This window comes from Bartonella rhinolophi, assembly GCF_036576165.1.
In the GTDB taxonomy this organism is placed as follows: Bacteria; Pseudomonadota; Alphaproteobacteria; order Rhizobiales; family Rhizobiaceae; genus Bartonella.
The window spans coordinates 42,794-69,700 of record NZ_JBAFWY010000001.1 but is presented as its reverse complement, the minus strand read 5'-3'; the positions used below and the strand labels follow the sequence as shown (position 1 = coordinate 69,700).

Annotated in this window: 17 protein-coding genes, 2 tRNA genes and 2 pseudogenes; 11 read left to right on the top strand and 10 right to left on the bottom strand. The window is 36.5% G+C overall.

Translation table 11 applies throughout. The annotated features are described in order from the left end of the window. Positions 1 to 1,060: 1,060 nt before the first annotated feature. The 6 genes from hutG to hutC form a co-directional block, all read right to left on the bottom strand. Entirely contained in the window at positions 1,061 to 1,882 is an 822-nt protein-coding gene (gene hutG, locus V5N67_RS00250) for an N-formylglutamate deformylase (RefSeq protein WP_332059707.1), read from the bottom strand. Then, entirely contained in the window at positions 1,875 to 3,083 is a 1,209-nt protein-coding gene (gene hutI, locus V5N67_RS00245; RefSeq protein ID WP_332059706.1) for an imidazolonepropionase, read from the bottom strand. The genes hutG and hutI overlap by 8 nt, the downstream gene beginning before the upstream one ends. An 11-nt stretch (positions 3,084 to 3,094) precedes the next feature. After that, entirely contained in the window at positions 3,095 to 4,462 is a 1,368-nt protein-coding gene (locus V5N67_RS00240) for a purine-cytosine permease family protein (protein WP_332059704.1), read from the bottom strand. 73 nt (positions 4,463 to 4,535) lie between these two features. Further along, positions 4,536 to 6,212, bottom strand: a complete 1,677-nt coding sequence (gene hutU / locus V5N67_RS00235; RefSeq protein WP_332059702.1) for a urocanate hydratase — start codon at positions 6,210 to 6,212, stop codon at positions 4,536 to 4,538. Positions 6,213 to 8,480: 2,268 nt separating this feature from the next. Continuing rightward, on the bottom strand, positions 8,481 to 9,035 hold the full coding sequence (locus V5N67_RS00230) for a HutD/Ves family protein (RefSeq protein WP_332060281.1): 555 nt from the start codon (positions 9,033 to 9,035) through the stop codon (positions 8,481 to 8,483). 8 nt (positions 9,036 to 9,043) lie between these two features. Beyond that, on the bottom strand, positions 9,044 to 9,805 hold the full coding sequence (gene hutC / locus V5N67_RS00225) for a histidine utilization transcriptional repressor HutC (protein ID WP_332059701.1): 762 nt from the start codon (positions 9,803 to 9,805) through the stop codon (positions 9,044 to 9,046). Positions 9,806 to 9,897: 92 nt separating this feature from the next. On the opposite strand from hutC, the gene V5N67_RS00220 reads away from it, so the two are divergent. Further along, complete coding sequence (locus V5N67_RS00220) at positions 9,898 to 11,262, top strand: formimidoylglutamate deiminase (RefSeq protein WP_332059700.1); 1,365 nt, start codon at positions 9,898 to 9,900, stop codon at positions 11,260 to 11,262. A gap of 915 nt (positions 11,263 to 12,177) precedes the next feature. Here the strand turns inward: V5N67_RS00220 and V5N67_RS00215 are convergent. Continuing rightward, positions 12,178 to 12,253, bottom strand: a tRNA-Thr gene (locus V5N67_RS00215). 1,607 nt (positions 12,254 to 13,860) lie between these two features. Here V5N67_RS00215 and V5N67_RS00210 point away from each other — a divergent pair. From V5N67_RS00210 to V5N67_RS00185, 6 genes and pseudogenes are all read left to right on the top strand, one after another. Beyond that, a complete protein-coding gene (locus V5N67_RS00210; RefSeq protein WP_442879214.1) occupies positions 13,861 to 15,291 on the top strand; it encodes an amino acid permease in 1,431 nt (476 codons plus the stop codon). A gap of 36 nt (positions 15,292 to 15,327) precedes the next feature. After that, entirely contained in the window at positions 15,328 to 16,008 is a 681-nt protein-coding gene (locus V5N67_RS00205; protein WP_332059698.1) for an energy-coupling factor ABC transporter ATP-binding protein, read from the top strand. Then, positions 16,005 to 16,619: an energy-coupling factor transporter transmembrane component T family protein gene (locus tag V5N67_RS00200; RefSeq protein ID WP_332059696.1), complete on the top strand. Its 615-nt coding sequence runs from the start codon at positions 16,005 to 16,007 to the stop codon at positions 16,617 to 16,619. Before V5N67_RS00205 ends, V5N67_RS00200 begins: the two co-directional genes overlap by 4 nt. A gap of 41 nt (positions 16,620 to 16,660) precedes the next feature. Further along, complete coding sequence (locus V5N67_RS00195) at positions 16,661 to 17,203, top strand: biotin transporter BioY (protein ID WP_332059695.1); 543 nt, start codon at positions 16,661 to 16,663, stop codon at positions 17,201 to 17,203. 115 nt (positions 17,204 to 17,318) lie between these two features. Beyond that, positions 17,319 to 17,483: pseudogene (locus tag V5N67_RS00190) on the top strand (energy-coupling factor transporter transmembrane component T); the annotation flags it as partial. A 41-nt stretch (positions 17,484 to 17,524) separates the two neighbouring features. Further along, entirely contained in the window at positions 17,525 to 18,079 is a 555-nt protein-coding gene (locus V5N67_RS00185; protein WP_332059694.1) for a biotin transporter BioY, read from the top strand. Positions 18,080 to 19,296: 1,217 nt separating this feature from the next. Here the strand turns inward: V5N67_RS00185 and V5N67_RS00180 are convergent. After that, complete coding sequence (locus V5N67_RS00180; protein WP_332059693.1) at positions 19,297 to 19,527, bottom strand: hypothetical protein; 231 nt, start codon at positions 19,525 to 19,527, stop codon at positions 19,297 to 19,299. A gap of 586 nt (positions 19,528 to 20,113) precedes the next feature. On the opposite strand from V5N67_RS00180, the pseudogene V5N67_RS00175 reads away from it, so the two are divergent. Further along, positions 20,114 to 20,334, top strand: a pseudogene (locus V5N67_RS00175) (hypothetical protein). A 94-nt stretch (positions 20,335 to 20,428) separates the two neighbouring features. Here V5N67_RS00175 and V5N67_RS00170 read toward each other — a convergent pair. Together V5N67_RS00170 and V5N67_RS00165 are read right to left on the bottom strand one after the other, a co-directional pair. Next, positions 20,429 to 21,364, bottom strand: a complete 936-nt coding sequence (locus V5N67_RS00170; RefSeq protein ID WP_332059691.1) for a YopJ/AvrA family T3SS effector serine/threonine acetyltransferase — start codon at positions 21,362 to 21,364, stop codon at positions 20,429 to 20,431. A 489-nt stretch (positions 21,365 to 21,853) separates the two neighbouring features. Beyond that, a tRNA-Phe gene (locus V5N67_RS00165) sits at positions 21,854 to 21,929 on the bottom strand. Between the two features lie 405 nt (positions 21,930 to 22,334). On the opposite strand from V5N67_RS00165, the gene V5N67_RS00160 reads away from it, so the two are divergent. The 3 genes from V5N67_RS00160 to V5N67_RS00150 all read left to right on the top strand — a co-directional run bounded on the left by V5N67_RS00160 (position 22,335) and on the right by V5N67_RS00150 (position 26,788). Beyond that, positions 22,335 to 23,492 carry a phosphoserine transaminase gene (locus V5N67_RS00160; protein WP_332059689.1) on the top strand — a complete coding sequence of 386 codons (1,158 nt, stop codon included), beginning with the start codon at positions 22,335 to 22,337 and terminating at the stop codon, positions 23,490 to 23,492. 356 nt (positions 23,493 to 23,848) lie between these two features. After that, a complete protein-coding gene (locus tag V5N67_RS00155) occupies positions 23,849 to 25,138 on the top strand; it encodes an adenylosuccinate synthase (protein WP_332059688.1) in 1,290 nt (429 codons plus the stop codon). Positions 25,139 to 25,363: 225 nt separating this feature from the next. Beyond that, on the top strand, positions 25,364 to 26,788 hold the full coding sequence (locus V5N67_RS00150) for a hypothetical protein (RefSeq protein WP_332059686.1): 1,425 nt from the start codon (positions 25,364 to 25,366) through the stop codon (positions 26,786 to 26,788). The last annotated feature ends 119 nt before the right edge of the window (positions 26,789 to 26,907 follow it).

Here is a 26,907-nt window from a genome sequence, read left to right as displayed (position 1 = left end):
TAGTATCCTAAGTTTTTGTGATTAAGGAGAATTGTTCAGAAACTCTGACATCAAAAATACCAATATTTCATTTTCTATTTCAATATGATGTTAAAGTTTTTTCTCAGTTCACATATTTTAGTCTGTTTGTATATAATGGAATGCTGCTGGTGTTTTGTTCTAATATTCATCATGTTGCTAGTTTATCTAGCGTATTATCATAAAAAGCCTAGTAGTCATGATTCTGGTAACTCAATAACAGTATAATTTGTCAGCTGGGCTGATTCACATTTGAGCTTTGCGCTGAAACCTTTTCTTTTTATCAGATCATCTGTATTCCCTTGGAATAAGTGTATCACTCTGTGTTCAGGTAGTTAAATCTAGTATACTGCTCTAAATATAGATAAAGATTGATGAAGTACCTTTTTTAGGGAGGATATTTACATCATATTTGGTCTTTTAAAATACAGCGAATCCACCACTACTTTTTTGATATAGTGGTAGCTCAGATTTAGTCATAAAAAATCCAATATACCAAGTATAATTGGATTTATTGAGCAAGCAGCGATTTTGTAAAATTAATAGCTTTTTTTATCTCACAATTTGTGTAGGCAGGCAGAGTAATTATAAATTGATGCAACATTGTCACTTTGTATCGTATCTCTATAAAATAGTACAAAATAGTTATAAACTGGATTAGTCATTATTATTTTTTCAGCTTTTATCAATTTTATAGACAATAAACTTTATTATTTGTACGAGGAGCCAGCTAATTATTTTTTCGCATAGCTAGAAATTTTAGAAGATGTTGCTTATAATTTTACACAATGAAAAAAATTAGTCGTAAACTTTCTTTTATCAACTACAAGTTTTTTATGTATCTAGCTGTGAAAGTTAGGGTAATAATTTAAATTTTTTCAGCATAAAAATTGGGACTTTTATAGTATTCTTTCAGCTTCTTCACTTCACGTCTAAGCTAATTTCAATCTCTTAGATATGGTTCTTTGTGTAACGGTTCTTTTCTTTAAGTAAAACACATCTATCTAATAGGCATTAATGTCTAAATTTCAAAAAATGAAATTTATTCAATAGAGTCATGATAACGTTGTTTCCCCCAGTCGAGTGCTGCTGTAATGAGAACCTTAAGTAATTTTTGTACCTGAGCTGCTGGTGTAGGAAGCCAAGAAAAGGTTGTTTCATCCATGTAAATACACTGAGCCATTTCTAATTGAACTGCATGAATATGCCGTTCAGGATTACCATAATGGCGTGTGATATATCCTCCTTTGAAGCGCCCATTCAATACATAACTGTATTGTGGGATACCTAGAGGGAGATTTTTACAAAGATTCAGCAATATTTGACTCAGAGTAGGGTCACAACTGGTTCCATCCGCAGTACCAAAATTAAGATCTGGCAGTCGCCCCTCAAATAACCGCGGCACCACTGATTTTATTGAATGTGCATCCCACAACAGTACATAGCCAAATTTATCCCGTAATCGCGCTAATTCATTGGCTAGTGCATCATGATAAGGCTGCCAAATTGTTTTTAGAATCTTTTCTTTTGCAAGCTGATCTGGCTTACCTTGTGGGGTAAATAGTGGTTCTCCATCAAAAAAAATATCAGTAAATAATCCTGTAGTAGCAGTGCTATAAAGCGGCTTATCATCTGAAGGACGATTAAGATCCACTACGTAGCGAGAATAATTAGCACTCAGCATGCTGGCTCCCATATCTGCAACAACCTGATAAAGCTGAGGAATATGCCAATCAGTATCCTCTAAACGCTGACCCCGTGGGGTTAGTCCTGCCGCAACATGCGAGGTTAACTCTGTACCAGGATGAGGCATACTCACCAAAAGTGGAATTGTTCCTTGGGATAATTTATATGGTTCAGTCATGATAAACTTCCTTCCCTCGATAAATAACCTGTTTTGATAATGTACCTCCGAGCCAGTAACTTAATTCTGCTGGATGTTCTGCATCCCAGACAACAAAGTTAGCTTCTTTGCCTTTTTCCAGTGAGCCACACACTGCTTCTAAACCCAGAGCCTGAGCTGCAAATAGAGTTACTCCAGCTAGAGCTTCTTCTGGTGTCATCCTGAATAAGGTACATGCCATATTCATTATCAGACGCAACGAAAGCACGGGAGAGGTTCCAGGGTTCATATCCGTGGAGATCGCTATGGGGATATGGTATTGTCTTAATAAATCCAGTGGTGGCTTTTGAGTTTCTTGCAAAAAGTAATATGCTCCTGGCAGCAATACGGCTACAGTGCCATGTTTTGCCATCAGAGCAATATCTTGCTCACAAAGATATTCAAGATGATCAGCAGATAAAGCGTGATATTGTGCTGCAAGAGCGGCGCCGTGCTGTAATGAGAGTTGCTCTGCATGAAGTTTTACTGGTAATCCCAGTGATTGTGCAGCCTGAAATACCCTTTCAACCTGAGCTGTTGTAAATGCTAGATGTTCACAGAAGGCATCCACTGCATCTATCAGTCCTTCTTTATGTAACTCCGGTAATAATTTTTGACAAATATAGTCAATCCAATCGTCTGTTCGTTGTTGATATTCTGGTGGCACAGCATGGGCAGCAAGACAGGTACTACGCACAGTTAATGGCATTGTATCACCAATCTGACGAATCACGCGCAGCATTTTGCGCTCACTCTCAAGATCAAGACCATATCCAGATTTAATTTCCAGTGCTGTAATACCATCTTGACGCAGGGCATTGATTCGCCGACTAGCACTATTCTGTAATTGTTGTTCATTGGCAGCACGAGTAGCACGTACTGTACTAGCAATTCCGCCACCTGCAGCGGCAATATCTGCATAACTTACCCCTTGTAAGCGCTGCTCAAATTCTTTTCCACGGTTGCCACCAAATACTGCATGGGTATGGCAATCCACTAGCCCTGGAGTAACCAGATTCCCATGGAGATCTATCTGTCGTGAAACGGGGAAATCTGGTACGGCATTTGCCTCCCCCACCCACATAATAGTAGAATCCTGAGTTAGCATTGCGCCATTTTGAATCAGGTTGTAATGACCACCAACCATAGTAGCTATCTGGCAATGTTGCCAAATTGTATACATGAAAAACCTCTTTAATAGTTAGTGGATTGGTGTTTGCGTAAGTTGTAATAGATAACTGCAGGGATTACCAGTCCGATAATCCACGAAATATCTACATTACCAAGGATTTCCACCATTGGGCCACTGTAAAAAACATTATTGATAAACGGGATCTGTACGATTACTCCTAGAATATAAACTCCGAAACCAGTAAAATTCCAAGCTCGGTATTTTCCTTTGGGATCATTAAGAGCAGCAATATCGATAGCTCGGTGGTTAAAAAAATAGTAATCCACTAGGTTTATGGCGCTCCAAGGAGTTAAAAATGTAAGCAGAAAGAACAGGAAAGATTTGAATGCGATTAAAAAGGTATGTTGTCCAAGGAGCGCTGCTCCAGTGGCTACGACAATAATCGCTACTAGCATCATAAACCGCTCCCACTGGCTGACTTTTCCCTTTCTGCTAATATAACTGTACACTATTGTTAGGCACATCAGGCCGCTGTATGCATTCAGCGTGTTGACGGTCAGTTTTCCGAAAACGATACTTAAGTAGAGCACGATAGCCACCGCTCCAGTTCCACCTAGACTTACAATATAGTCCACTTCGTGTCCCATAAATTTGTTTTGGAAAATTGTTGCTGCCAACACTCCCATAGTCATTGCAGTCTGAGCGCCAATCACCGAACCACCACCCACTGCATAAAAGACTTTGTATGGTGATGTATTACGAGGCAAATATCTTGAATAATCAGCGACATAAGGACCAAAAGTAATTTGCCATGAAGCAGATAACCCAACAGCTGTTAAAAATGTACTCCAGCGAAAAGGTTGTACGGTTATCAATTCAGTAAGAGGGTGGAGAGTACTAATTTTCCAAAACAGATAGACAAAGGCGATAATACCGATCAGGCTAGCAAGCTTTCCCAATACATGAATAAGACGGTAGCCTACATAAGCAACAATTAATGTTGCAACAGTGAAGAGCAGAATACCGCTGTTTTCCGAAATACCAAATAGTGTAGAGATTGCTTGTCCAGAGAGTATGACTCCAGTTGCAATAAAGCCCAGATACATCAAGCATACCAGCAAAACAGGTAGACAGGCACCGTAGACACCAAACTGTGCTTGACTGCTTATCATTTGTGGAATACCTAATTTTGGCCCTTGCACTGCATGAAGTGCCATAACTACCCCACCAGTTACCTGACCGATAGCTAGTCCTATCAGAGACCAGAAAACATCACCACCAAAGACAATCGCTAAAGCACCTGTAATAACGGCGGTAATTTGCAAGTTAACCCCCATCCACAAAGTGAACTGACTGAAGATGTTACCATAGCGCTTGCTGTCTGGAATCGGCTCAATAGAATGGGTTTCTATATAGCTGTTATTACTCATAATGGTACTCCGCTACCGTTAAACGTGTGGTTTTAACCACACGTTGATTGACGGAAAAATTCAATAATCTACATTAGCCAGTAATCATTGGCAGATTTAGACCTTTTTCTTGGGCGCATTTGATAGCGATGTCGTAACCAGCATCTGCATGGCGCATTACTCCAGTAGCAGGATCGTTACTCAGCACCCGAGCAATACGTTCAGCAGCTTCATCAGTACCATCGCAGACAATAACCACCCCTGAGTGTTGGGAGAAGCCCATACCAACTCCACCACCGTGGTGCAAAGAGACCCATGTAGCCCCACTAGCAGTGTTCAGCAACGCATTCAACAGTGGCCAGTCAGAGACTGCATCAGAGCCGTCTCGCATAGATTCAGTTTCACGGTTCGGACTGGCAACAGAGCCAGAATCTAAATGGTCACGGCCAATAACAATAGGTGCTGAAAGTTCTCCAGTACGTACCATTTCGTTAAACGCTAGACCTAGACGAGCACGCTGACCAAGTCCTACCCAACAAATGCGCGCTGGTAACCCTTGGAAGCTGATACGTTCTCGAGCCATATCCAGCCAATGATGCAAATGCTTATCGTCAGGAATCAGTTCTTTAACTTTAGCATCGGTACGGTAAATATCTTCCGGATCTCCAGAAAGAGCGGCCCAACGGAATGGGCCTATGCCACGACAGAACAGCGGACGAATATAAGCAGGCACAAAACCTGGAAAATCAAAGGCATTTTCGATTCCCATCTCTTTGGCCATTTGGCGAATATTATTACCGTAATCAAATACTGGAATTCCCTGAGCATGGAAATCAAGCATAGCTTTCACATGTAGAGCCATTGATTCCTTAGCAGCTTGGATTACCTCATTTGGTTCTAATTTAGCCTTGGCGCGGTAAGTTTCCCAATCCCAGCCTGCTGGCAAATAACCATTTAGTGGATCATGGGCACTGGTCTGATCAGTTACCAAATCAGGTCGTATACCACGACGAACTAGCTCAGGTAATATTTCAGATGCATTACCGTGCAAGGCAATAGATCTTGCTTCTCCCTTAGCAGTATAGCGTTTTAATCGTTCTAGTGCATCGTTTAGATCTTTAGCCTGTTCATCAACATATCTTGTGCGCAGGCGAAAATCGATGCGCGATTGCTGACATTCAATATTTAGTGAGCTGGCACCAGCTAAGGTTGCAGCCAAAGGCTGTGCTCCGCCCATACCACCTAGACCTGCTGTTAGTACCCAGCGTCCACGCAGGCTACCGTTATAGTGCTGACGACCAGCCTCCACAAAGGTTTCATAGGTTCCTTGCACAATTCCTTGACTTCCGATATAGATCCATGAACCAGCAGTCATTTGGCCATACATTGCCAGCCCTTTAGCATCCAGCTCGTTAAAATGTTTCCAATTTGCCCAGTGAGGCACCAGATTGGAGTTAGCAATTAATACCCGCGGTGCATCACGATGTGTTTTGAATACTCCCACTGGTTTACCTGACTGAATCAGTAGCGTTTCATCATCTTCAAGTTGTTTGAGAGTCTCTACAATTTTGTCGTAACAGTCCCAATTTCTAGCAGCTTTACCTATGCCACCGTATACTACCAGTTCTTTCGGGTTTTCGGCTACATCTGGGTCGAGGTTATTCATCAACATACGTAGTGGAGCTTCTGTCAGCCAACTTTTGGCATTCAGTGTAGAACCGTGTGGGGAGCGGATCTCAACATCACGAAAACGGTTTGTTTGCTTGTTCATGACCACCTTACCTCCTTAAATATGGATTGTTACTTGTTACGTTAATACTTATTTTATGCTATAAGCTGTACTTGTATATACATATAATATTATTTTGTTGCAAAAAATTTTTTAAAAAATATTCACTGCTTTTGTTTTTCTACAATTTAAAATGCTAAAAAAGCATGATTGCCTCCATTTAGATAGAAAACAAAAATCATCTAAATAATAATTTAAGTCAAAAACAAAACAGAAATGAGTGATAAACGGTACAGATAGTGCACGTTGCGCATTTGATAATATTACATATATATATTTTATACGCTATCTTGTTGTTCAGTGAGGAATATCCATCAAACGTATAGTACATGAAAATGATTACTTTCTAAAATGTAACCAGCATTGTGGTTGCAGTGGGGGTAAGGAGTAAATGGCTTGAATTTAAAAACACAAAGGGGGAAAATATACTGTTAGTCTGTCTATAATGGCTGTGAAAAAAAAGATCCCACTGGGGATAATCAATGGTCTAGTAAAATTTGTAGCAGGATAGAGTTTGCTTGAAGAAGCAATCCATCAAATAGATATCGTGCAATTACGCAGCTGCATTGGTTATATAACTTAGAGCATCAAATTATTTCCCATAGCAACGTCTTTTATAATATTGCTATTATGACAGTTATATTTAATGGTGTTCCTAAGTCGAGGACTTGCCAATGTTCTGGAGCATTATTGGAGATAACTTGTCTTGATGTAATCAATAGCCAGATGTTTTTCATAGCTCTAAAATGAGTTTCACGTATCTAGTGGGCAATGAGCAAAGTCATCTTATGGTATCTTACGATCAATGAGGCAATAAAACTGGATGAAATTAGATCACTACTGTATTGCAACATAGGGACGTTTGGGCTCACATATTGCCATTGAGGAACTGCTGAATATACCGTAAATGCTTTTTATTGGCAGATTTTATTGATGAAGGTTGAGGGTATTGTAAACTTAGTTTTCGAGAGATTGATGTTAAATAACTCTTTACGACAAAACTGAATGCAGAGGCTAGGCTGTGGTTTCTTTTAGGTGCAACAAATAGCCATTGATTGGCTAGGTTGTTGATGATTCATGTAGGAAAATTTAGACTGGTTTTTGAATATTCTTCAACAGGTGATAAGCATTAATGAACCGCAATATAAATTGAGATGCAAGTTTCATTATTATTAGCATTATTACTAAGATGGTACCGCTTCGTGTTATTTACTGAGTGCTACTTTGAATAGTTCTTTGCCGCTTTATCAATAGCCATAGAGCTGTTACTGGCGTTTTTGATGGGACAAGTGGTCTGCAATCTACCCAAGGTGAATCCTATCATTATCAATCTGTTTGATTTTGATCTACGTTATTTCATTATTTGCTCTTTTCGTATTGTTTTTTTCTTTATTTAATACCGAAATATTTACTTCGGTTAATGTCGCTCTGCTCATTACTCGTGGCTATGATATTCGTTGTCATCAATGTTTCTCATTTTGGCAAACGGGAAACAGCTCGTATAATGCGTGCTCTATTTTGCGATAATGAAATTCTTGATACCTAAAAATATTGTCGAAGTCTGGTATGTATACTCTTAGCTTACGGTAGATGTATACTAAAAATTCATGGAGTAGTGCGTGATTAGCTAATTTGATAACTGCAGTGAAAAACTATTACCAGAGAACTTAATAGTGTGCAGGTCATCCATTATTCTTAGTGGAGAACGATTAACTAGTTATTTTACCAAGAGGCAATGGTCATAGTACTTCAGTTTTTTTGTTTTTGGATGCTTTGGCATAGTCATTGTCAGTTCAATGCCGCCACAGGAACGACCTAATAGATTCACCAATGATTATTTAATGGCTTTACAAACTGCTTTGTTGTGCTTTGTAGTGCCAGATTAGGTATGGTGATCATATCTTATGACTGTAATCTCGCAGGTTCTACCAGTATATACTGTGTCCACTTATGCAGGACAGGAAACCATATCAGTATGGGTGTATCTGCAGCTCGTAAAGCCATGAAAGCAGTGAAAAATGTCTAAGATATCGTAGGTGGAATTGCTTTATGATTATTAAACGTTAGAGTTTCATTATTTTCAGAGTCCATTTTAAGGATCGTATGTAAAGTAGCATCATTCAGAGAGCAAAACTTAATTTTATACCTAGGTCTGTATACTGTGCGCGATTTGATCCATAGTGGAGCGCTGAGCAATCTTCTAAATAACGCTGAGTTGCCATTAATACTTATTTTACGTAGGAATATTCATTAAGTGGGATGGCTAAATAGTGTTACTCTGGCAACATTTTTGTCAGAGTATTCGCTAATCATCAGTGATTCTTGACTATCCACTACGAGGCAATCGTAACGTTGCAATACAAACATTTTCCCTTCAATCTGGACTCTCAGATTATCTCCTGCATTAAATAATAACCGTATACCACGTTCATAGTCCCAGCATCCTCCACCTTCCCAGACTACAGATGCTTGTACGCGATCAGCTCGATAAATCACATTAAAATCCAGAAGTGGACCGTTTACTACTTGACAATCAACCACGGCTTCACCGTTAAAATTTGTGGCTTGAAAACTGTTGATTAGTTGGCTCTTTTCACCATTAATAATAAGGTACATCCCTCCACCTTCCAGCACACTAATGTTACGAAGATAGCCATCAAAACGGGAAAATGGTCCAGAATTAGCAATAGTAGCTATCGAGATACGCCATTCATATTCTTTCATTCCTTCAGGGAAACGATAAACTTCTCGAGTCACTCCCTGACCATTTTTCCATGACATGGCAGGGTAATCCTGATAACGCATCAATCGAATCATTTACGAATACTTCCTTCTAGCCGATAACGGGAACCAGGGTAGATAAGACGTACACTGGTAACAATTTTCTTTTCTTTATGACCAATCCAAGTTCGACGATTGACCAGCAAACAGGGAGTCAATTCATCGATTTCCAGATAAATACTCTCAGCTCGGCTTACATTTACTGCTTCAATGATGTGCTCCCCTTCAACAATCGGAATAATAGAAGAGAGATAGGCATTAGGGGTAATACGGGTAAAATCTTGTTGTAAATAGTCAGGTACTACCTGAGTATTTACTAGCCTATCTTCCAGCATCACTGGGATACCATTTCCATAATGGCAAATCAGAGAATTGTAAAGGCTACTCCCTTTCTGTATTCCAAAAATGAAGGCTTGCTGAATATCTGCGTTAATTTCTGTAAGCCTGAATACCCGAGCATGGTGTCGGTGACCACGACTGGCGATTTCATCAGCAATATTATTTATTTCTAGTAATGCTGACTGACCGCGTATTTCTGCTACAAAGGTACCAACTCCTTGCATCCGAACAAGTAACCCTTCTGCAGTCAGCTCACGCAAGGCTCGGTTTACTGTCATCCGGCTATAGCCAAAAAGCTTTACTAGCTCACTTTCTGAAGGAAGTCGAAAATTTACAGGCCAAACATTGCTATGAATTTTAGTTTTGATCATCGCCTTCACTCGTTCATAAAATGGAGTCGGATTGTTCAGTGAATCATCTGTAACAATAAGTTTTTCTTGGCCATTCTGTACCATAATCAATCCTCATTCGGATAATAGTCTCAGTTTACTCTATGTTTAATTATATGTATATATACATATATATATAATTGTAATAAGGTGATGATATGGCTGTCTGGTTTGCAAAAAAAGCACTGTTACCTGAGGGTTGGGCTGATAATGTCAGAATTAATGTATCTGATAACGGGGAAATTATCGATGTAGTTCCTAATGCAAAACCTGATGGAGAACACCTGAATGGTATTGTTGTCCCTGGTATGCCAAATTTGCATTCTCATGCTTTTCAACGTGCAATGGCTGGATTAACGGAAGTAGCTACAGATCCAAGTGATAGTTTCTGGAGTTGGCGGGATTTGATGTACCGCATGGTTGGTAAGATAACTCCAGATCAGCTAGAAATTATCGCCCGATATTTATATGTCGAAATGCTCAAAGCTGGGTACACCTGCGTAGCCGAATTTCATTACTTGCACCACGATGCTAGCGGTAATCCCTATCCCCACTGTGATGAACTAGCACTGCGGATTTCTAGAGCAGCTCGTCAATCTGGTATCGGATTGACACTTTTGCCAGTGCTCTATAGTCATGCTGGGTTTGGAGGACAACAGCCTGCACAAGGTCAGAGGCGTTTCATTAATGATACAGAATCTTACTTAGTTCTCCACGAGCAAATAACCAGCAAATTAGTTCATGAACCCATGCAACGTACGGGTCTATGTTTTCATTCACTACGTGCGGTTACTCCACAACAAATTCAACAGGTAATGGATTATAATACTGAACCACAGCCAATACATATCCATATTGCAGAACAAAAAAAAGAGGTGGATGACTGTCTTGTCTGGAGTGGTCAGCGCCCTGTAGAATGGTTGTACGATCATGTGGCAGTTGATCATAATTGGTGTTTGATTCACGCAACGCATCTTACAGATCAGGAAACGGATCGTATTGCAGATTCTGGAGCTGTTGTCGGTCTTTGTCTGACAACGGAAGCTAATCTTGGTGATGGTCTTTTCCCAGCTCAGCGTTTCCTTTCTAGAGGAGGTATTTGGGGAATTGGTTCAGACAGCCATATCACTGTTAGCGTAACGGAAGATTTACGTTGGTTTGAATACGGTCAACGGCTTAAGGATCAGCGCCGTAACCGGCTAGTTCTTCCTAGAGAAACGAATATTGGAAACGTGTTATATCAGAGTGCATTGCGTGGTGGAGCACAAGCTCTTGGGCAAAATATTGGTCGGATTCAGCCTAGTTACCGCGCTGATTTATTGGTTCTAAATGATGAGGATCCTTTTATTGCGACAGCTTCTGAAGATATGATTCTTAACCGCTGGATTTTTGCTTGCTCTCATAATCCTATTTGCCATGTTATTACTGGCGGGCATTGGGTTATTAAGGATGGTAAACATCATGATGAAGAACAACTTCGTCAAGCTTTTATTCAGGTAATGATGCAGTTAGCTCGCGTGTAGTGGTTTATGAAATAAAGACATAAGGGTTGTGACTATAGTAGCTCAGTAATTCTGGATATTCCAATTTTGTTAAAGTTAATATCTTAATCAGATGGACCATAATTAAAACTGGTAAAATTAAACAGGCTTTTTTCCTAAAGTTTGATTGGAAGTGATGGAGAAAATTATTAAATATTAATGCAATGTGCATGAAGTATCTCAAGGGCTTAAGTTTGATCATTTTCATAAGTGAAGTGGGTTATATAAACGAGAATTTCAGAGACTGGAGTTTTTCGATGATGCTATTTTGCTGCTAGACGATGCAAAATTTAAAAGATAAGAACACCAAATTAAGCATTTTGAAACAAAAAAAGAGATGTGAGGCAAACTGCCGTGTTAATGAGTAAGAATCTTAGAAAATGCTCTCGTTAATTGCGTAGCTTAAATCAAAATGATTCATCACCATGTTGTGTCATTTGCTCGGTGTAAATCGCAGAGCCTATTACCGATTTATTGGAGGTGATTTAATATGAGATTTTACGCTAAGTGTAAAAAGGTAAGGGTTAGATAAGAATTAATAATAATTCATTGTTTTACGCATGATTTTTATTATTCAATGCACTATTTATTAATTAGATTCTGACGCCAAAAAATTGTAAAAATCAAAATTGGATACAAAAAAGGAGAGAGGGGATGAAAAGCTTTTGAAAGCTCAGAAAATTGCCTTCGAAAGCTTTTTAAAAAAATAAATGGGGATAAATATCTAGCGTCGTAATAAGCAAACTTTCAGAAAAACTTAAAGAATCAATGAAGAAACTTAGAAAAAAGGATGCACTTTATAGAGTGTACATTTAAAAATCCTATTCCTTTACCTTTATTTACATATCCACCATAAAAAAATAAATAAAATCAATAAATACATGCAATTGAAAGGTATGGTGCCGCATGCCGGATTTGAACCAGCGACCCCATCATTACGAATGATGTGCTCTACCAACTGAGCTAATGCGGCACAAATCTACGCACTGATTAGACAAAGGTCAATTCGAGGGTAATAGCCAAAACAATACATAAAAGCAAGTGTACATTTTGTTTAACGATTTATAAGATATGGAAGGTCGTTTGAGGTAGGAGAAGGAGCTTGCAGAAGTTAAGACAACGGTATTTTTGGTCTTTTATGTTATAGTGCTTTCTTAATTTATGAGAGCTGTGACTCTAGAGGTGATACCAAAAGTGCATCTTTAGGATGATAAATGATGTTAAGATCTCTTTGTATAAATAAGTAAGGTGCCTACGATTTTTGTGAGAAAGAGGGAAGTTTATTTGGTAAGCTATTGGGGGAATGAGAAATGCTATCGGTTACTTATACTATGGAGATAAGGTCAGTGTAACAATTGTTTGATAAAAGTCACCTTCTCATTTTTATAGGGTAAAAGTAAGAGAAGTGATTTGGCCAAATTAAACATATTTTGTCATTTAAGGCGGAGTAAGAAATCATATCAGATGAAAGTTGGCTGGCAGAACTAGAAATGAAATTAGCGCATTACGAAAAACTTGTGGAGGTTTTTTTTGTGTGATAGCTGACCAATGAAAAAGTTTAAATGAAATATCTAAAAAGTAATGCTGTAACGAAACGATTTTTAAATTTAGAAGATTACATTTGCTTTAAAACTATTGTTCTAATTCCCTCTTATCGGGGAAGACATCTAGTACTTTTGTTGAAGATTTCAAGTTTTTTCTAAAGAGAATTTTTCGGATTTTTTCAAGATATTACAGGATATTATAAGCAGTGGACTGCAATGATGTGAAATTTTTATCGCAATTGCTTGCGTTTACTACTTGAGTTTTTTCGTGCAGACTTTTTCGTAGGTGAAGATTCTAGAATAAATTCTAGTAATTAAATACCTTAAATTTAAAATTTATCAAAATGAAAGTTTATAACATAGTAACCTACAATATTTATAAGTGATGTGTATGTTCATAGTTAGATGTTCTTAATCTATGTTTATTAACGAAATGACTTTCAAGCCTATTTTTATAGGGTGAAGTTCTCTAAGTGTATCGGTTGTATGTAGCATAATGAATTTTAGAGGAATTTTTATAATATCAAATATATTTTCCCTTTATAAATGAAGTTTTGTGAAAAGATTCTTATTTTTCGTAATTCAAGATACAAAACATATTGCTAAAGCGCTTAAGAGAAACCGTGCTGGTAAACAAGTTAGGGTGGGGCAAATTAAAGATAGGAAAGGTGATATGATATTACGTATAAACTGGTTAAAATCATAGATATTTGTTTGTAGGAAGTTTGCTAATATTTTATTGAAGGATGTTACTGTCTAATGTAATGCGTTTACAGTTATGTGTTCCATCAACGACAGATACTATAATCGTCAGTGTAACAAAAATAAAAACTATTAATTTAAATAAAGGATGGAGCATATTTCTTCTTGTCATTTTAATGGAACATTTAAGTAATACACGGAAAAACAAGTAGTTGCGTTATGACAAAAAAATGAATTTAGATTTATTTTTGTGATTTTTTTACAAAATATACATAAAAATCATGGTTTGTTTTTTTGATAAAATTTAGATTGCATCCAATAAAAGTAATGAGGAATGATGATTGAGAATAAGCACAATGAATTAAAGCGCAGCCTTCAAAATCGTCACGTTCAAATGATTGCTTTAGGAGGTGTAATTGGAACAGGCCTTTTTTATGGATCAACAGAATCTATACAATTAGCTGGTCCTTCAACTATTCTGGCTTATCTTTTCGGAGGGCTTATTATCTATTTGATCATGCGTATGCTTGGTGAGATGTCAGTAGAAGAGCCAACTTCGGGTGCGTTTAGTTTTTTTGCTTATAAATATTGGGGAGGGTTTGCTGGTTTCATAACGGGTTGGAATTATTGGTTCCTTTATATTCTCGTTAATATGACAGAACTTACAGTTATTGGGCTTTATCTTGATCATTGGGTTTTGATTGATCATTGGAAGTCATCCTTTATCCTTTTGGTATTGGTTACATTGATTAATTTATTAAATGTTCGTTTTTACGGAGAGTTTGAGTTTGCTTTAGCTTTAATTAAGGTAGCTGCTGTTGTTGGTGTAATTATTTTTGGAGTTTTTCTGATTGTCACTGGAATAAGCGGGAATCATGCAAGCATTCATCATCTTTGGGATTATGGAGGTTTTTTTCCGTATGGTGTGATGGGGGTTGTTTTGGCTACTTGTGTGGTGATGTTTTCTTTTGGGGGAACAGAGCTTATTGGCATTGCCGCTGGAGAGGTATCAGACCCACAAAAAACAATTCCAACTGCTATTCGTAAAGTTATGTGGAGAGTTGTGATCTTTTATATTGGTTCTATGAGTATTATTATGATGATAAGCCCATGGAATATGATTGGGAAGAATGGCAGCCCTTTTGTTACAATTTTTGAGACTGTAGGAATTCCTGCAGCTGGTCATATTTTGAATTTTGTGGTTATTATGGCTGCCATTTCAGTTTACAATAGTGGCATTTATTCTAATAGTCGTATGCTTTATAGTTTAGCTATACAAAAAAATGCACCACATATTTTTAGTAAACTGAGTGCCGCTTGTGTTCCTTATGTTGCTCTCCTTTTTTCATCGATTTGTACGGCGATAATTGTCGTTATTAATGCTCTTGTCCCCGATAATAGTTTTATGCGTGTTATGGCTCTTGCAACTGCAGCAGCAATTATTACTTGGTTCATTATCGTTATTGTTCATTTAAAATTTCGAAAAGCACATAAAGGCAGAAAGGAGCCATTTATTTATGCGTTTGGTTTATATCCGTACGCTAATTATCTGTGTCTTTGTTTTCTTGTTTTGTTGTTGTGCATTATGTTCGTAAGTGGTTTTGGAAAAAATGGATTGATGGCTCAACTTTTCAATATTGTGGGAATAAGAATATCCTCCATTGAATCATATATTCCCGCGCAGATGCCTGATATGAGTTTGGCAATTATTATTATTCCTCTATGGTGTTTACTTTTGCTTTTGTGCTATAGACTTAAACGATAAGAAGAGATAAGATAAAAGGATTGATTGGGGGCAGTCTTGGGAATCATAAAATTCGATAATGTAACACAAGTCTTTGGTGACTTGTGTGTCCTAAGGAATATTAATGTACAGCTTACTGAAAGACGAATTGCAGTTATTGGTGCAAATGGTTCTGGAAAAAGCACATTTGTTCGTCTTATAAATGGGTTACAATTACCATCTCATGGTTTTGTGAGCGTTGATGGGCTTGATACAAAGCGTGATGCAAAGGCAGTGAAGCGTAAAATAGGATTTGTTTTTCAAAATCCTGATAATCAAATTGTCCTGCCATTAGTAGAAGAAGATTTATCTTTTGGTCTCAAAAATTTAAAATTTAGTAAAGATCAAATTAAGGAGCGTGTAGATGAGATTTTACAGCGTTATGATCTCCAAATTTTCAGAAATCACGCGGTTCATTTATTAAGTGGTGGACAGAAGCAATTAGTTGCCATTTCGAGTGTGGTGGCAATGAAACCGGATTATATTATTTTTGATGAGCCAACGACATTACTTGATTTGCGAAATAAGCGCCGTGTTACACAAGTTATAGAAGAGTTGTCACAAACAGCAATCGTTGTATCACATGATTTGGAATTTCTCAGAGATTTTGATAGAGTGCTTGTTTTTGATAAGGGGGAAATAGCGGTTGATGATGTACCTTCTGTTGCAATTAAAGAATATATAAGCAGAATGTCGTGATTGGTTTATATTTCCCTCAAGACACATTTATCCATCGGCTTAGACCAGAAATTAAGTTGGTGTTCCTTACTGTTTGTGCAACCATTATAATTATGGTTTCATCGATACCCTTGCTCTCATTATTTTTGTTGTTTGTGGCTTTATTGTACAGAATTGCAAAGATTCCTTTTGAAAATATTTTAAAACAGCTTAAATCTACGGGTTTATTTTTAGTACTTATATTTGTTTTTCAAGCGATTTTTAATAATTGGCTTACGGGATTTGAGGTCATATTACGTTTGATTACCCTTATTTTTCTAGCTTCACTCGTTTCTCTAACAACCAAAGTTTCAGATATGGTAACTTCAATTGAGGCAGGGCTTCGACCATTTCGGTGTTTTGGTATAAATCCATCAAAATTTAGTATGGTTTTATCTATGACAATCAGATTTATTCCAGTTGTTAGTGAGAAATTTAATGAAGTGCGTGAAGCACAGAAAGCACGTGGGTTTGATACCAATATTTTCGCTCTTGCAATGCCCCTAATTTTACGAACTATCAAGATGGCTTCAGAGGTTGCTGAAGCTTTAGATGCACGCTCTTATGATAGTGATGCTGATGATGAAGTTTAATGATTGATAAAAACATTTATGATTATGAGGGAGAATAATTCATGAATACAAAAGATTTGACTTATATTGCTTTATTTGCTGCTATTTATGCAGTTTTAGGTCTTTTCCCCCCCATTCACTTGCCTTTTCTTATGGGAGTTCCTATTACGGCTCAGTCTATGGGGCCGATGTTAGCGGGATCTATACTTGGAGCAAAAAGAGGGGCTTTAGCATCAGTTCTTTTTCTTGTCATGGTTGCGGCTGGATTTCCTTTGTTGGCTGGAGGGAGTGGAGGTTTTGGTGCTTTTTTAAGAGCCGGAGGTGGCTATCTGATTGGTTTTGCAGTTGCTGCATTTTTTATTGGTTTTATGGTTGAGTTGTTTTGGCATCGATTAAATTTTATTACGTTAGTTGTAATAAATACTGTAGGTGGTATTGGGGTTGTGTATCTTTTTGGAATACCATGGATGGCTTATATTCTTCAAGTCTCTTTACCTAAAGCTTTAATAATTGCATCAGGTTTTATAATTGGTGATTTTTTAAAGGTGCTGATTGCCTCTTCTGTCGCGCTTGCAGTTAAGAAGTCCTCTCCTATCATTTCGTAAGAGAAAGGTAATTTTTACTTTAAATGATGGTTTTGTATAGCCATACATTTTTGGATAAAAGTGAGGAGTGATTACATGATAAATTTCCTCTTAAAATTTATTCTAATTGTTCGTAGAAAATTTTAATCAGATTCGTAAAGCACAGAAGGCACGCGGGTTGGATACCAATATTTTCGCTCTTGCAATGCCCCTAATTTTACGAACTATCAAGATGGTTTCAGAGGTTGCTGAAGCTTTAGATGCACGCTCTTATGATAGTGATGCTGATGATGAAGTTTAATGATTGATAAAAACATTTATGATTATGAGGGAGAATAATTCATGAATACAAAAGATTTGACTTATATTGCTTTATTTGCTGCTATTTATGCAGTTTTAGGTCTTTTCCCCCCCATTCACTTGCCTTTTCTTATGGGAGTTCCTATTACGGCTCAGTCTATGGGGCCGATGTTAGCGGGATCTATACTTGGAGCAAAAAGAGGGGCTTTAGCATCGGTTCTTTTTCTTGTCATGGTTGCGGCTGGATTTCCTTTGTTGGCTGGAGGGCGTGGAGGTTTTAGTGTTTTTTTAGGAGCTACAGGTGGCTATCTGATTGGTTTTGCAGTTGCTGCATTTTTTATTGGTTTTATGGTTGAGCTGTTCTGGGATCGGTTAAATTTTATTATATTATTTGTGATAAATGCTGTGGGTGGTATCGGGATTGTGTATCTTTTTGGAATACCATGGATGGCTTATATTACTGAAATTTCTTTACTTGAAGCTTTAACGATTTCATCAGGTCTTATGATTAGTGGTTTTTTGAAAGTGTTTATTACATCCTCTATAGCACTTACAGTTAAGAAGTCCTTTCCTCTCATTTCGTCACAGAAAGGATAATCTTGACTTTAAATGAAGCTTTTATACAGCAATATAATTTTGGATAAAAGACAGGGAATGATAAAATAATAAAACTCCCTGTCTTATTTATTTTTATTTAATGAGAGAGAACAGACACATAAAAAAAGCTTATTGTATGTTATCTAAATGTTTATCTCAAAAATAAGTATTATATAATTCATGTATATTGTTATTACGAGGATAAAATACAAAAATATTATTGATAAACTGCATAATTTAATTTTTATGCTTTATTGTTGAAAATGGTATTTTGTAGAAAATTTAGATGATTTATTGAATGTAAACTGTGCAAAATGTTATTTTTTCTATCTGCAAATTCGCAAGTTTTTTGTAAAAAAAGAAAAATTATAGCATTTTGATCATATTTTAATTTAAATTTTAGTAATCGATGATTTATTGATAACTGCATAGCATGTAATATATTTTAGATTCAAAATACTATTTTAATAAATATTTTTTATACTATATAAATATCAGTAAAATTTTGTTGACTCCATTATGAATGTTTGTTAAATACAATGAACACAAATTGTTAAAATTTGTGAATACAATTGAAAATAAACTATACAGATAAAGCTATGAATATAAGATATTTTTTTGCTATATGCGCTATTGTTTTAAGTTTTTCCTCTGTTGCAAAAGCGTCTAATCATCCATTTCCTCAAGAAACAGTATCTGTGATTAATGCTCCTACTGTTTCTAAAATAAGTTTATTGTGTAGTGAACAGGTTGATTCTTTATTGAATAGAGTTATATTATACACTACTCAAAGTAATAATTATGTATTTGAGAAAGCTGTACAATCGACGTTTAAAAAAATAAAACGTGTGTTTGTCGATTTGTGGCGATATTTATACGCTTCTATATTCTACATATTTAAGTAGTAGGGATATAGTATCCTTTAACCTAATTTTTCCCAGTAAAAACATAATATTTTAAGAAGTGTTTCAATATTTTAAAAAAAAGAAGTTGATATTTATATTAAAGTAAAACTTTTTGGATTATGCACATATGTAGAGACTGTTTGCTTTTGATTTTGCAGAAATTTATATTTATAATTTTCCTTTAGTTAAAAGAGCGATATGGTTTTTGTAACGCTCTTCTGAGTAGGGATGAAAGAGTTATAAATATACTGTAAATTTTCTAAAAAAAGATCGGTTACTATGTAATGAAGCTTTTAGAGAAAATGAGGTAAGTTAAGTACCGATGCTGTTGGATTGAAGAATATCATTTTCCTTCATGTGTGCTTTTGCAATTTCTTCGCTGACATTTTCACAATATTTAGTTAAATTATCTATACAAAGGGTTTTTATTACATCTTCTGTGCTTTCAAGAACTTTCAAAATTTCAAATTTATCATAGAATGGTCTTGGTTTAGCAGCGTGTTCATTGTTATTATAAACGTTCAAAATTTCATCAGAATTCACAAAAATTAGCTTTTTTATAATGCATACATATTAACAATAAAGCATGTATTACGTGTATTTTTTAAAAGTATAAAAACTTTCTTATAAAATTTTTATTAATTGACAATTTTTTAAGAAAGGGGAAAGGAAGTAGTTATGAAGATAACAAAGGATGACATGAAATTAGATAATAAGAATAATACAGCTAATTTCTGCATTTAGTTATAAAAGAAAAAAGCTTTTATTTTTTCCTTCTGCATGCAGACGATTTAAAAGATGAAGAATTGTTCCTTTATCGGGTTGAGTTTTTTTCTAGCGGATCAATAATTTGCTCATCAATAGTTTGTTTTGTGGCGGGGATTGAAAAAGAGGATCCATCTCCCTCTCCAGTTAATAATCATCCTTCACTAATTCTAAATATTTTTGCATATTTTGCAGATGTGCGCGTTGAGCTTTCTGGCTGGGTGCGTAACAAATAAAAGAACTTCTTGTGTTGGTTGGATACCGATTTGTTTGGATTGACAAGATGTTACTGTCATCAGCCCGAATTTAGCAAGAGATATTTTAAAGCGTAACAAACAGGGCGAACGTTTGTGTGGGTGGAGATATGGTTAAAAGAAAAATTGAGAAGCACACAGAGAGCTTACGGATGCAGAAAAGGAAATGCTTCAAGAAATAATTGTTACCTACCAAAGTGTGAAAATGATGTTTCGCTTCATGAAGTGGATAGCGCTCATCATCTTTTTATTTATTCTTGAATTTGCACGCCTCGTAGACGCAGTAGACAATATTTTCACGCATCCGAAGCAATGGATAACGAAAAATTGAAAATGAACGTTTAAAAAAGCTTTTTACATTACGCGATAATTTTGTATTTCATATTACTAAAATTAAGTATAATAATAACAAAGTATTTATTTAATTACAAAGTGAGAACAGATTTATATTCACGAATTCTCTTTTTATGCGATGAAACAGAGACAGCTTTCTCTTCTTTAGTTGCAACTAAGTTCTTATCGTATCTTTCAAAGACAGTTTCATCTTTTTTGTTAACTTTTTCACCTACAGCGCTTGGGTTTGATTCTATATATTTTTCGAGACGTCCCTTTCCCTGCGTATGTTTGTAAAAAGTAACGGGAAGATACTGATCTAATTTATGAGAAGGCAAAGGCGTGTCTGGTTCACATAATATATCTCTAACGTTATCCTCGTGCATTTTTCTTAATCGTTCAGACTCAGTATAAAGTTTTTTAGCAAGAGCTAAACTAAATATTCCACACTCAGAGGAGCTTCGCTGAATATCCATCTCCACCATGGAAAAATGGCAATTAGGCAATCCGCGAGATTTAACAGCCATTAATGTTCTCATTCTTAGCATGTCTTGTTGTACGCCATGAAAGGTTGTAGGTTCAAAAAGTATAAAGGAGTTTTGTTCGTCAAGAGCTCTATAATCAATGACCGCAAAATGAATTCCTCGATCCCTCGAGCTAACTATAAATCTAGAAGATTGAACTTTATAATCGATTGCTTTTTCCATGAGGAAAGCAAGGTGATGAGGATTATTTGCTAACCGAAGATTCACGTCTGGATATTTCTCGTTTGCTTGCTCTACCAAGGCAGGCATCATTCTGAGATCTATACGTGCATAATTAGTATCTACCCAACGACCATCGGCAATATCTTTCTCTAAATTTGCAATAACACTTTTTAATTCTTCAGGACTGAATTCTGTATCTTCTTCTGAAGAAATGTTTTTTTCTAAATCTGCACGGGCACCTGCCAGTGGCTCGTTTGCAGCATCGCTTTCTTGCATTTGTGAAGAAGAAGAGGCGACAGCTCGAGAATCACGAGGTTTCATAATATTAACCTCCAGTTAGTAATTAATGCTGGATATTATTGGCTTACATTTTGGTAAATTAATGTCTTATGCAATTGCGAAATATGTAAGATTTTGATTATATTTGTTTTTTTATTATTTTTGTAAAAAAAGCTTGTTGTGTTTTTTATATTCTTAAAACAAAATCTGTAATAAGTTTATGGTGTACATATGCACTTAAGATACGCTGAAAAAGCGATAAACGATGTTTAGAAAAGAAGCTGATTCTTGCCGTAAAAACTTTAAGAAGAGCCCTCACCTGATCGTCAAATTTATAGTATGTTTAGTCAGAAATAGCAGGTCTTTCACAACAAGACTCAAAAATTAAAGAATTGATGAAAAAATTAGCAAAAAAGATGCCTTTGATTAAGGGCACGTTCAAAGATCCTATTCCCTCACCTTTATTTACGTATCCCTCACCTTTAAAAAACATAAATAAAATCAATAAGTTATACGCAATAAAAAGCGGTATGGTGCCCAGACGCGGATTCGAACCACGGACACGCGGATTTTCAGTCCGCTGCTCTACCAACTGAGCTATCTGGGCACATCTTACTGAACATGTAAAACGTGTGCGGTTATAACATTAAAATCTCTTCTGTCCAGTATCAAAAGAAAAATAATCGATTTTTTATAAGTTATTTTTGTATTCTCTAGACATTATAATTATCCTTTTCGTAAAATCAACTTGATAGGTATATTGCGATACGTTAGTGTAAATTCATCAGATGCTATTTTATCGTAGTAATGACGCAGGCAATTCCTTTTACAAACCAATCTAGAGGGGAGAATGGTTGGTGAGAGTACTTTTTATAAAGATTCTGCGTATTTAAAACTTACGAAATAAATAGAAAATATCTTTGGTATCTGTGTAAAAGGCTTTTAGCACAGCAGCCTTTATAATAATTTGTCGCTCTTAAAACAAGCCATTTAAAAGGGGAGAATAGTAATAATGTTGAAAAAACCAGACCGCCGTCCAGCGAATCCTCATTTTTCTTCAGGTCCTTGTAGTAAGTATCCTGGCTGGACTGTTGAGGTCTTAAAAAAGGCATTATTAGGGCGTTCTCATCGATCTAAAATAGCACGATTAAGACTTGCTGAAGTTATTGATTTAACTCGTGAAGTTCTTGAAGTGCCTTCTGATTATCGTATAGGTATTGTTCCTGCTTCAGATACTGGTGCTGTTGAGATGTCTTTGTGGTCTTTATTAGGTGCACGTGGTGTTGATATGGTGGCGTGGGAGAGCTTTGGTTCGGGGTGGGCTGCTGATGTTGTCGAGCAGTTAAAGCTTCCTGATGTGCGTTGTTTTAGAGCTCCTTATGGTGAATTGCCAGACTTAACACAAATTGATTTTAATCGTGATGTTGTTTTTACATGGAATGGGACGACTTCTGGTGTGCGTATTCCTAATGCATGTTTTATTCCAGATAAGCGGGCAGGATTAACAATTTGTGATGCAACATCAGCAGCTTTTGCGCAAAAGCTTGAGTTTTTAAAATTAGATGTTGTTACTTTTTCATGGCAAAAAGTTTTAGGAGGTGAGGCAGCACATGGTATATTGATTTTAAGTCCTCGTGCTGTTGAGCGGCTTGAAAATTATACTCCAGTTTGGCCTATGCCCCAGATTTTCCGTATGACAAAAGATGGAAAACTGAACGAAAATATTTTTAAAGGAGAGACAATTAATACGCCTTCTCTATTGTGTGTTGAAGATTATCTTGGTGCATTAAAATGGGCTAAGTCGTTGGGTGGCTTGCCAGCATTAATGGCACGAGTTGATAAAAATTTTGCAGTAATGGATGCGTTTGTTTGTAAAACACCTTGGTTAGAGTATTTAGCAAAGGTGCCTCAAATACGTTCTAATACATCTGTTTGTTTAGAAATTGTGGATCCAGTCATTACTGCTTTGGATGTTGAAAGGCAGGCATCTTTTGTACAAGCAATAGTGGATCGTCTTGATGAAGAGGGTGTGGCATATGATATTGGTTCATATAGAAATGCTCCTCCAGGTCTTCGGATTTGGACAGGTATAACAATTGAGGTTTCTGATCTTGAACTTTTAACAAAATGGCTTGAATGGGCATTTCAGGTTGAAAAAGCTCGACTTTAAAATAATTTCTTACGATTTTTATAACACGTACTTTTTATCAGAAAAACTCTCTTCAAGCGTGACATAGATTATAAAAAGTTATGGGGGAGATGTTATTTTTTACTAGATCTTTGCAAAGATAATAACCAAAAGCTCTAAATTCTTCTACTTTTTTAGAAAAAATAATGGGTTTAGAATAAAGGTACATTTTATATCTTCATGTTGTTTGCCTTTATTATCATGAAATTGAGGGTTTAATAACATGAAGATTGGGAAAAAGCTAAAATGAAGAGTCGCACTTGCTCTAAGGTTTCGTTATAAGAGAGCGTTTGTTTTTTTATGCTGGTTTTATTTTACCAAACACGACGGAGAAAGTTATGGCCAATGTAGTAGTTGTCGGTACACAATGGGGCGATGAAGGTAAAGGTAAAATTGTAGATTGGTTATCTGAGCGAGCAGATATCGTGGTGAGATATCAGGGTGGACACAATGCAGGTCACACATTGGTTATTGACGGAGTTAGTTATAAATTATCGCTTTTACCGTCTGGCTTAGTTCGTGGGAAGTTATCAATTATTGGCAATGGCGTTGTTATTGATCCTCATCATTTTGTTGCAGAGTTAAAAAAATTACGTGATCAAGGCGTGAAGATTACGCCGGAAATTTTACGTATTGCTGAAAATGCTCCTTTAATTCTTTCTGTGCATCGTGATCTTGATACAAGTCGAGAGAGTGGTTTTTCGGGTTTAAAAATTGGTACAACAAAGCGTGGTATTGGTCCAGCTTACGAAGATAAAGTGGGTCGTCGTTCTATTCGCGTGATGGATTTGGCAGAAGTTGATACGCTTATGGTTAAGATTGAACGGCTTTTGCGACATCATAATACTTTGCGTCGTGGGATGGGTATTGCAGAGGTTGATCCTCAAGCGCTTTATGATGAATTAATGCAAGTAGCGGATGAAATTTTACCTTTTATGGACTGCACGTGGCGTCTTTTAGATGAAAATTATCAGATGGGAAAACGCATTCTTTTTGAAGGTGCGCAAGGTGCTTTATTAGATAATGATTTTGGGACTTATCCTTATGTGACGTCATCAAACACGGTCTCTGGACAGGCTTCCACAGGTTCGGGTATGGGACCTAATTCAATTCATTATGTTTTAGGTATTGCAAAGGCTTATACAACACGCGTTGGAGAAGGACCATTTCCGACAGAGCTGAAAAATGATATTGGCGAATTTCTTGGGATGCGTGGTAATGAATTTGGCGTTGTAACGCGTCGAAAGCGCCGATGTGGTTGGTTTGATGCTGTCTTAGTACGTCAGATGGTAGCGATTTGCGGGGTTCAAGGTATAGCACTAACAAAGCTTGATGTATTGGATGGATTGGATGAAATTAAAATTTGTGTTGGTTATGAACTTGATGGTAGAAAGATTGATTATTTACCTTCTTCTATGGGAGTCCAAGCTCGTGTAAAACCAGTGTATGAGACATTGGAAGGCTGGAAAGAGGCAACAGCACATGCGTTAAGCTGGGAAGATTTACCTGTGCAAGCTGCCAAATATATACGCTATATTGAAAAATTAACCAATACACAGGTGGCTTTATTATCTACGAGTCCTGAGCGCAAAGATACTATTCTTATTACTGATCCGTTTGCAGATTAATCATTATGATCATCATGGTTTTCATGTTATCTTTATACTTTTGTACGTATAAAGACTTAAGAGCAAATGATAAAAAGTATCAAATAGCATTGTTTAATTTATGTATTCATTTTAGACTGCAACAATAGTTATTTCAATTATACAGAGCAATCAACTTAGATGGCTAAAAAGGCTTTTACCTCGCAGCTGAGGTTTTTCCTCAGTTTGAGAAAGATTAGATAGGATATGATAGATTTTGTTAAAATCTTAAAAAAGGCAATTAATGCGCAAAGTAATGTTACATCACAAGTGCGCGAGCGGATTTATAAACGAGCTATCGAAACATTAGAGCATCAATTTACAGAAGCGACAATACCACAAGCAATAGCTGATGAGCAAAGACAGGTTTTGCAAAGTGCTATTACGACTGTTGAAGAAGAATATTTAGCGGTTGAAAAGGAATTGCTTTCTTCAGGGGGTAAATGGAAATCTATAGGTACGGCTGAAGGTGACAAAAACATAGATTTTGTTTTGCCACAAGGTAATGATGCTTCAGCTGTAGTAGCAGAAGAAAGACAAGAATTTTTTGCAACAAATTTAAAGAATAATAAGGCGTCTGATACGCTTTCTACATCAGGCATACCAGATGCAGAGCCTGTTAATATGGATACTTATTTAGCCTCTCAGCATATTGATAAAAATACGTTAAAGGATTCTATTATAGCCTCTGCTGCGCAAGTCGATAATTTACATGTTGTTTCGCATATTTTTTCTCAAGCTTTACGTCGTGCTAATCGCTCGTCGATGCAAAAGCGTGTTATGGTAGGGATTGCTTCTTGTATCAGTTTTGTCATTTTAACTATTGGTGTTTGTTTTGTTTTTGGACGTGTATTTGTATCAAGTGATTATCAGTTGTCAGAAGAAAATTTTCGAGCTTCGCATACAATACCGCATGCATTATCAGTGAATAGAAAGTTAACGCAACGTTTACTAGAGGATGGGAGCGAAATTGATACTAGTTTAGATAAAATGGCAGATTCTTTGAATAAAGGAGGAGGAACCTCAACAGTTGTTTCTTCTAATTTACAGCCAATAGATCAATTGGGTGAAGCTGTCCTTTATCAAACGCGTACGAACTATGATGTAGAAAAGGTGGCAACAGGTCGTGTACGGTGGTCGCTTATAAAAGAAGATCGTATTAAGGGAGAGCTAGGAGAATCAGCTATACAAGGCGATATAACAATTCCAGATGAAGGATTATCGTTACGGTTAATTTTACGTCGTAATACTGATTTATCTTTTCCTGCTGCGTATATTATGGATTTTATTTTTACTCTTTCTGATAAATTTTCAGGTCAAGCTATAAGCAATATTCAAGCATTGACTTTTAAGGCAAGTGAACAATCAATCGGACAAACTTTAACGGGGACTGTTGCGGCGAAGATTAAAGATGATTTTTTTCTTGTGGCATTAAGTGCTAATCACCCATTTCTTGGTCGCAATTTGCAGATAATACAGGAATTGGATTGGATACGTTTGATATTAGTTGACAAAAATGGACGCATAAATGAATTAACTTTTACAAAAGGATCAATAGGTAAGGCTATTTTTAACAAAGTCATTGGGCAGTGGATTGCACAATCAGATAATAACAACTTTAAAAGCGAATAGAGACACAAAATTACGAATGAACGAATATCTTCGCTTCTGTAAACAGGAAAAAAGCTTAACTCAAAAATATAAAGTCAATATACCCAATATATTGACTTTAGTGCACTTTAAAAACATAT

What these genes read in the sequence shown, in the direction of transcription:
- V5N67_RS00150 (WP_332059686.1), top strand. Translation starts at nt 25,364, where the DNA reads ATGATAGATTTTGTTAAAATCTTAAAAAAGGCAATTAATGCGCAAAGT.
- V5N67_RS00210 (WP_442879214.1), top strand. Translation starts at nt 13,861, where the DNA reads ATGATGATTGAGAATAAGCACAATGAATTAAAGCGCAGCCTTCAAAAT.
- hutU (WP_332059702.1), bottom strand. Translation starts at nt 6,212, where the DNA reads ATGAACAAGCAAACAAACCGTTTTCGTGATGTTGAGATCCGCTCCCCA.
- V5N67_RS00160 (WP_332059689.1), top strand. Translation starts at nt 22,335, where the DNA reads ATGTTGAAAAAACCAGACCGCCGTCCAGCGAATCCTCATTTTTCTTCA.
- V5N67_RS00230 (WP_332060281.1), bottom strand. Translation starts at nt 9,035, where the DNA reads ATGCGTTATCAGGATTACCCTGCCATGTCATGGAAAAATGGTCAGGGA.
- V5N67_RS00155 (WP_332059688.1), top strand. Translation starts at nt 23,849, where the DNA reads ATGGCCAATGTAGTAGTTGTCGGTACACAATGGGGCGATGAAGGTAAA.
- V5N67_RS00220 (WP_332059700.1), top strand. Translation starts at nt 9,898, where the DNA reads ATGGCTGTCTGGTTTGCAAAAAAAGCACTGTTACCTGAGGGTTGGGCT.
- V5N67_RS00170 (WP_332059691.1), bottom strand. Translation starts at nt 21,364, where the DNA reads ATGAAACCTCGTGATTCTCGAGCTGTCGCCTCTTCTTCTTCACAAATG.
- hutG (WP_332059707.1), bottom strand. Translation starts at nt 1,882, where the DNA reads ATGACTGAACCATATAAATTATCCCAAGGAACAATTCCACTTTTGGTG.
- hutC (WP_332059701.1), bottom strand. Translation starts at nt 9,805, where the DNA reads ATGGTACAGAATGGCCAAGAAAAACTTATTGTTACAGATGATTCACTG.
- V5N67_RS00185 (WP_332059694.1), top strand. Translation starts at nt 17,525, where the DNA reads ATGAATACAAAAGATTTGACTTATATTGCTTTATTTGCTGCTATTTAT.
- V5N67_RS00195 (WP_332059695.1), top strand. Translation starts at nt 16,661, where the DNA reads ATGAATACAAAAGATTTGACTTATATTGCTTTATTTGCTGCTATTTAT.
- hutI (WP_332059706.1), bottom strand. Translation starts at nt 3,083, where the DNA reads ATGTATACAATTTGGCAACATTGCCAGATAGCTACTATGGTTGGTGGT.
- V5N67_RS00240 (WP_332059704.1), bottom strand. Translation starts at nt 4,462, where the DNA reads ATGAGTAATAACAGCTATATAGAAACCCATTCTATTGAGCCGATTCCA.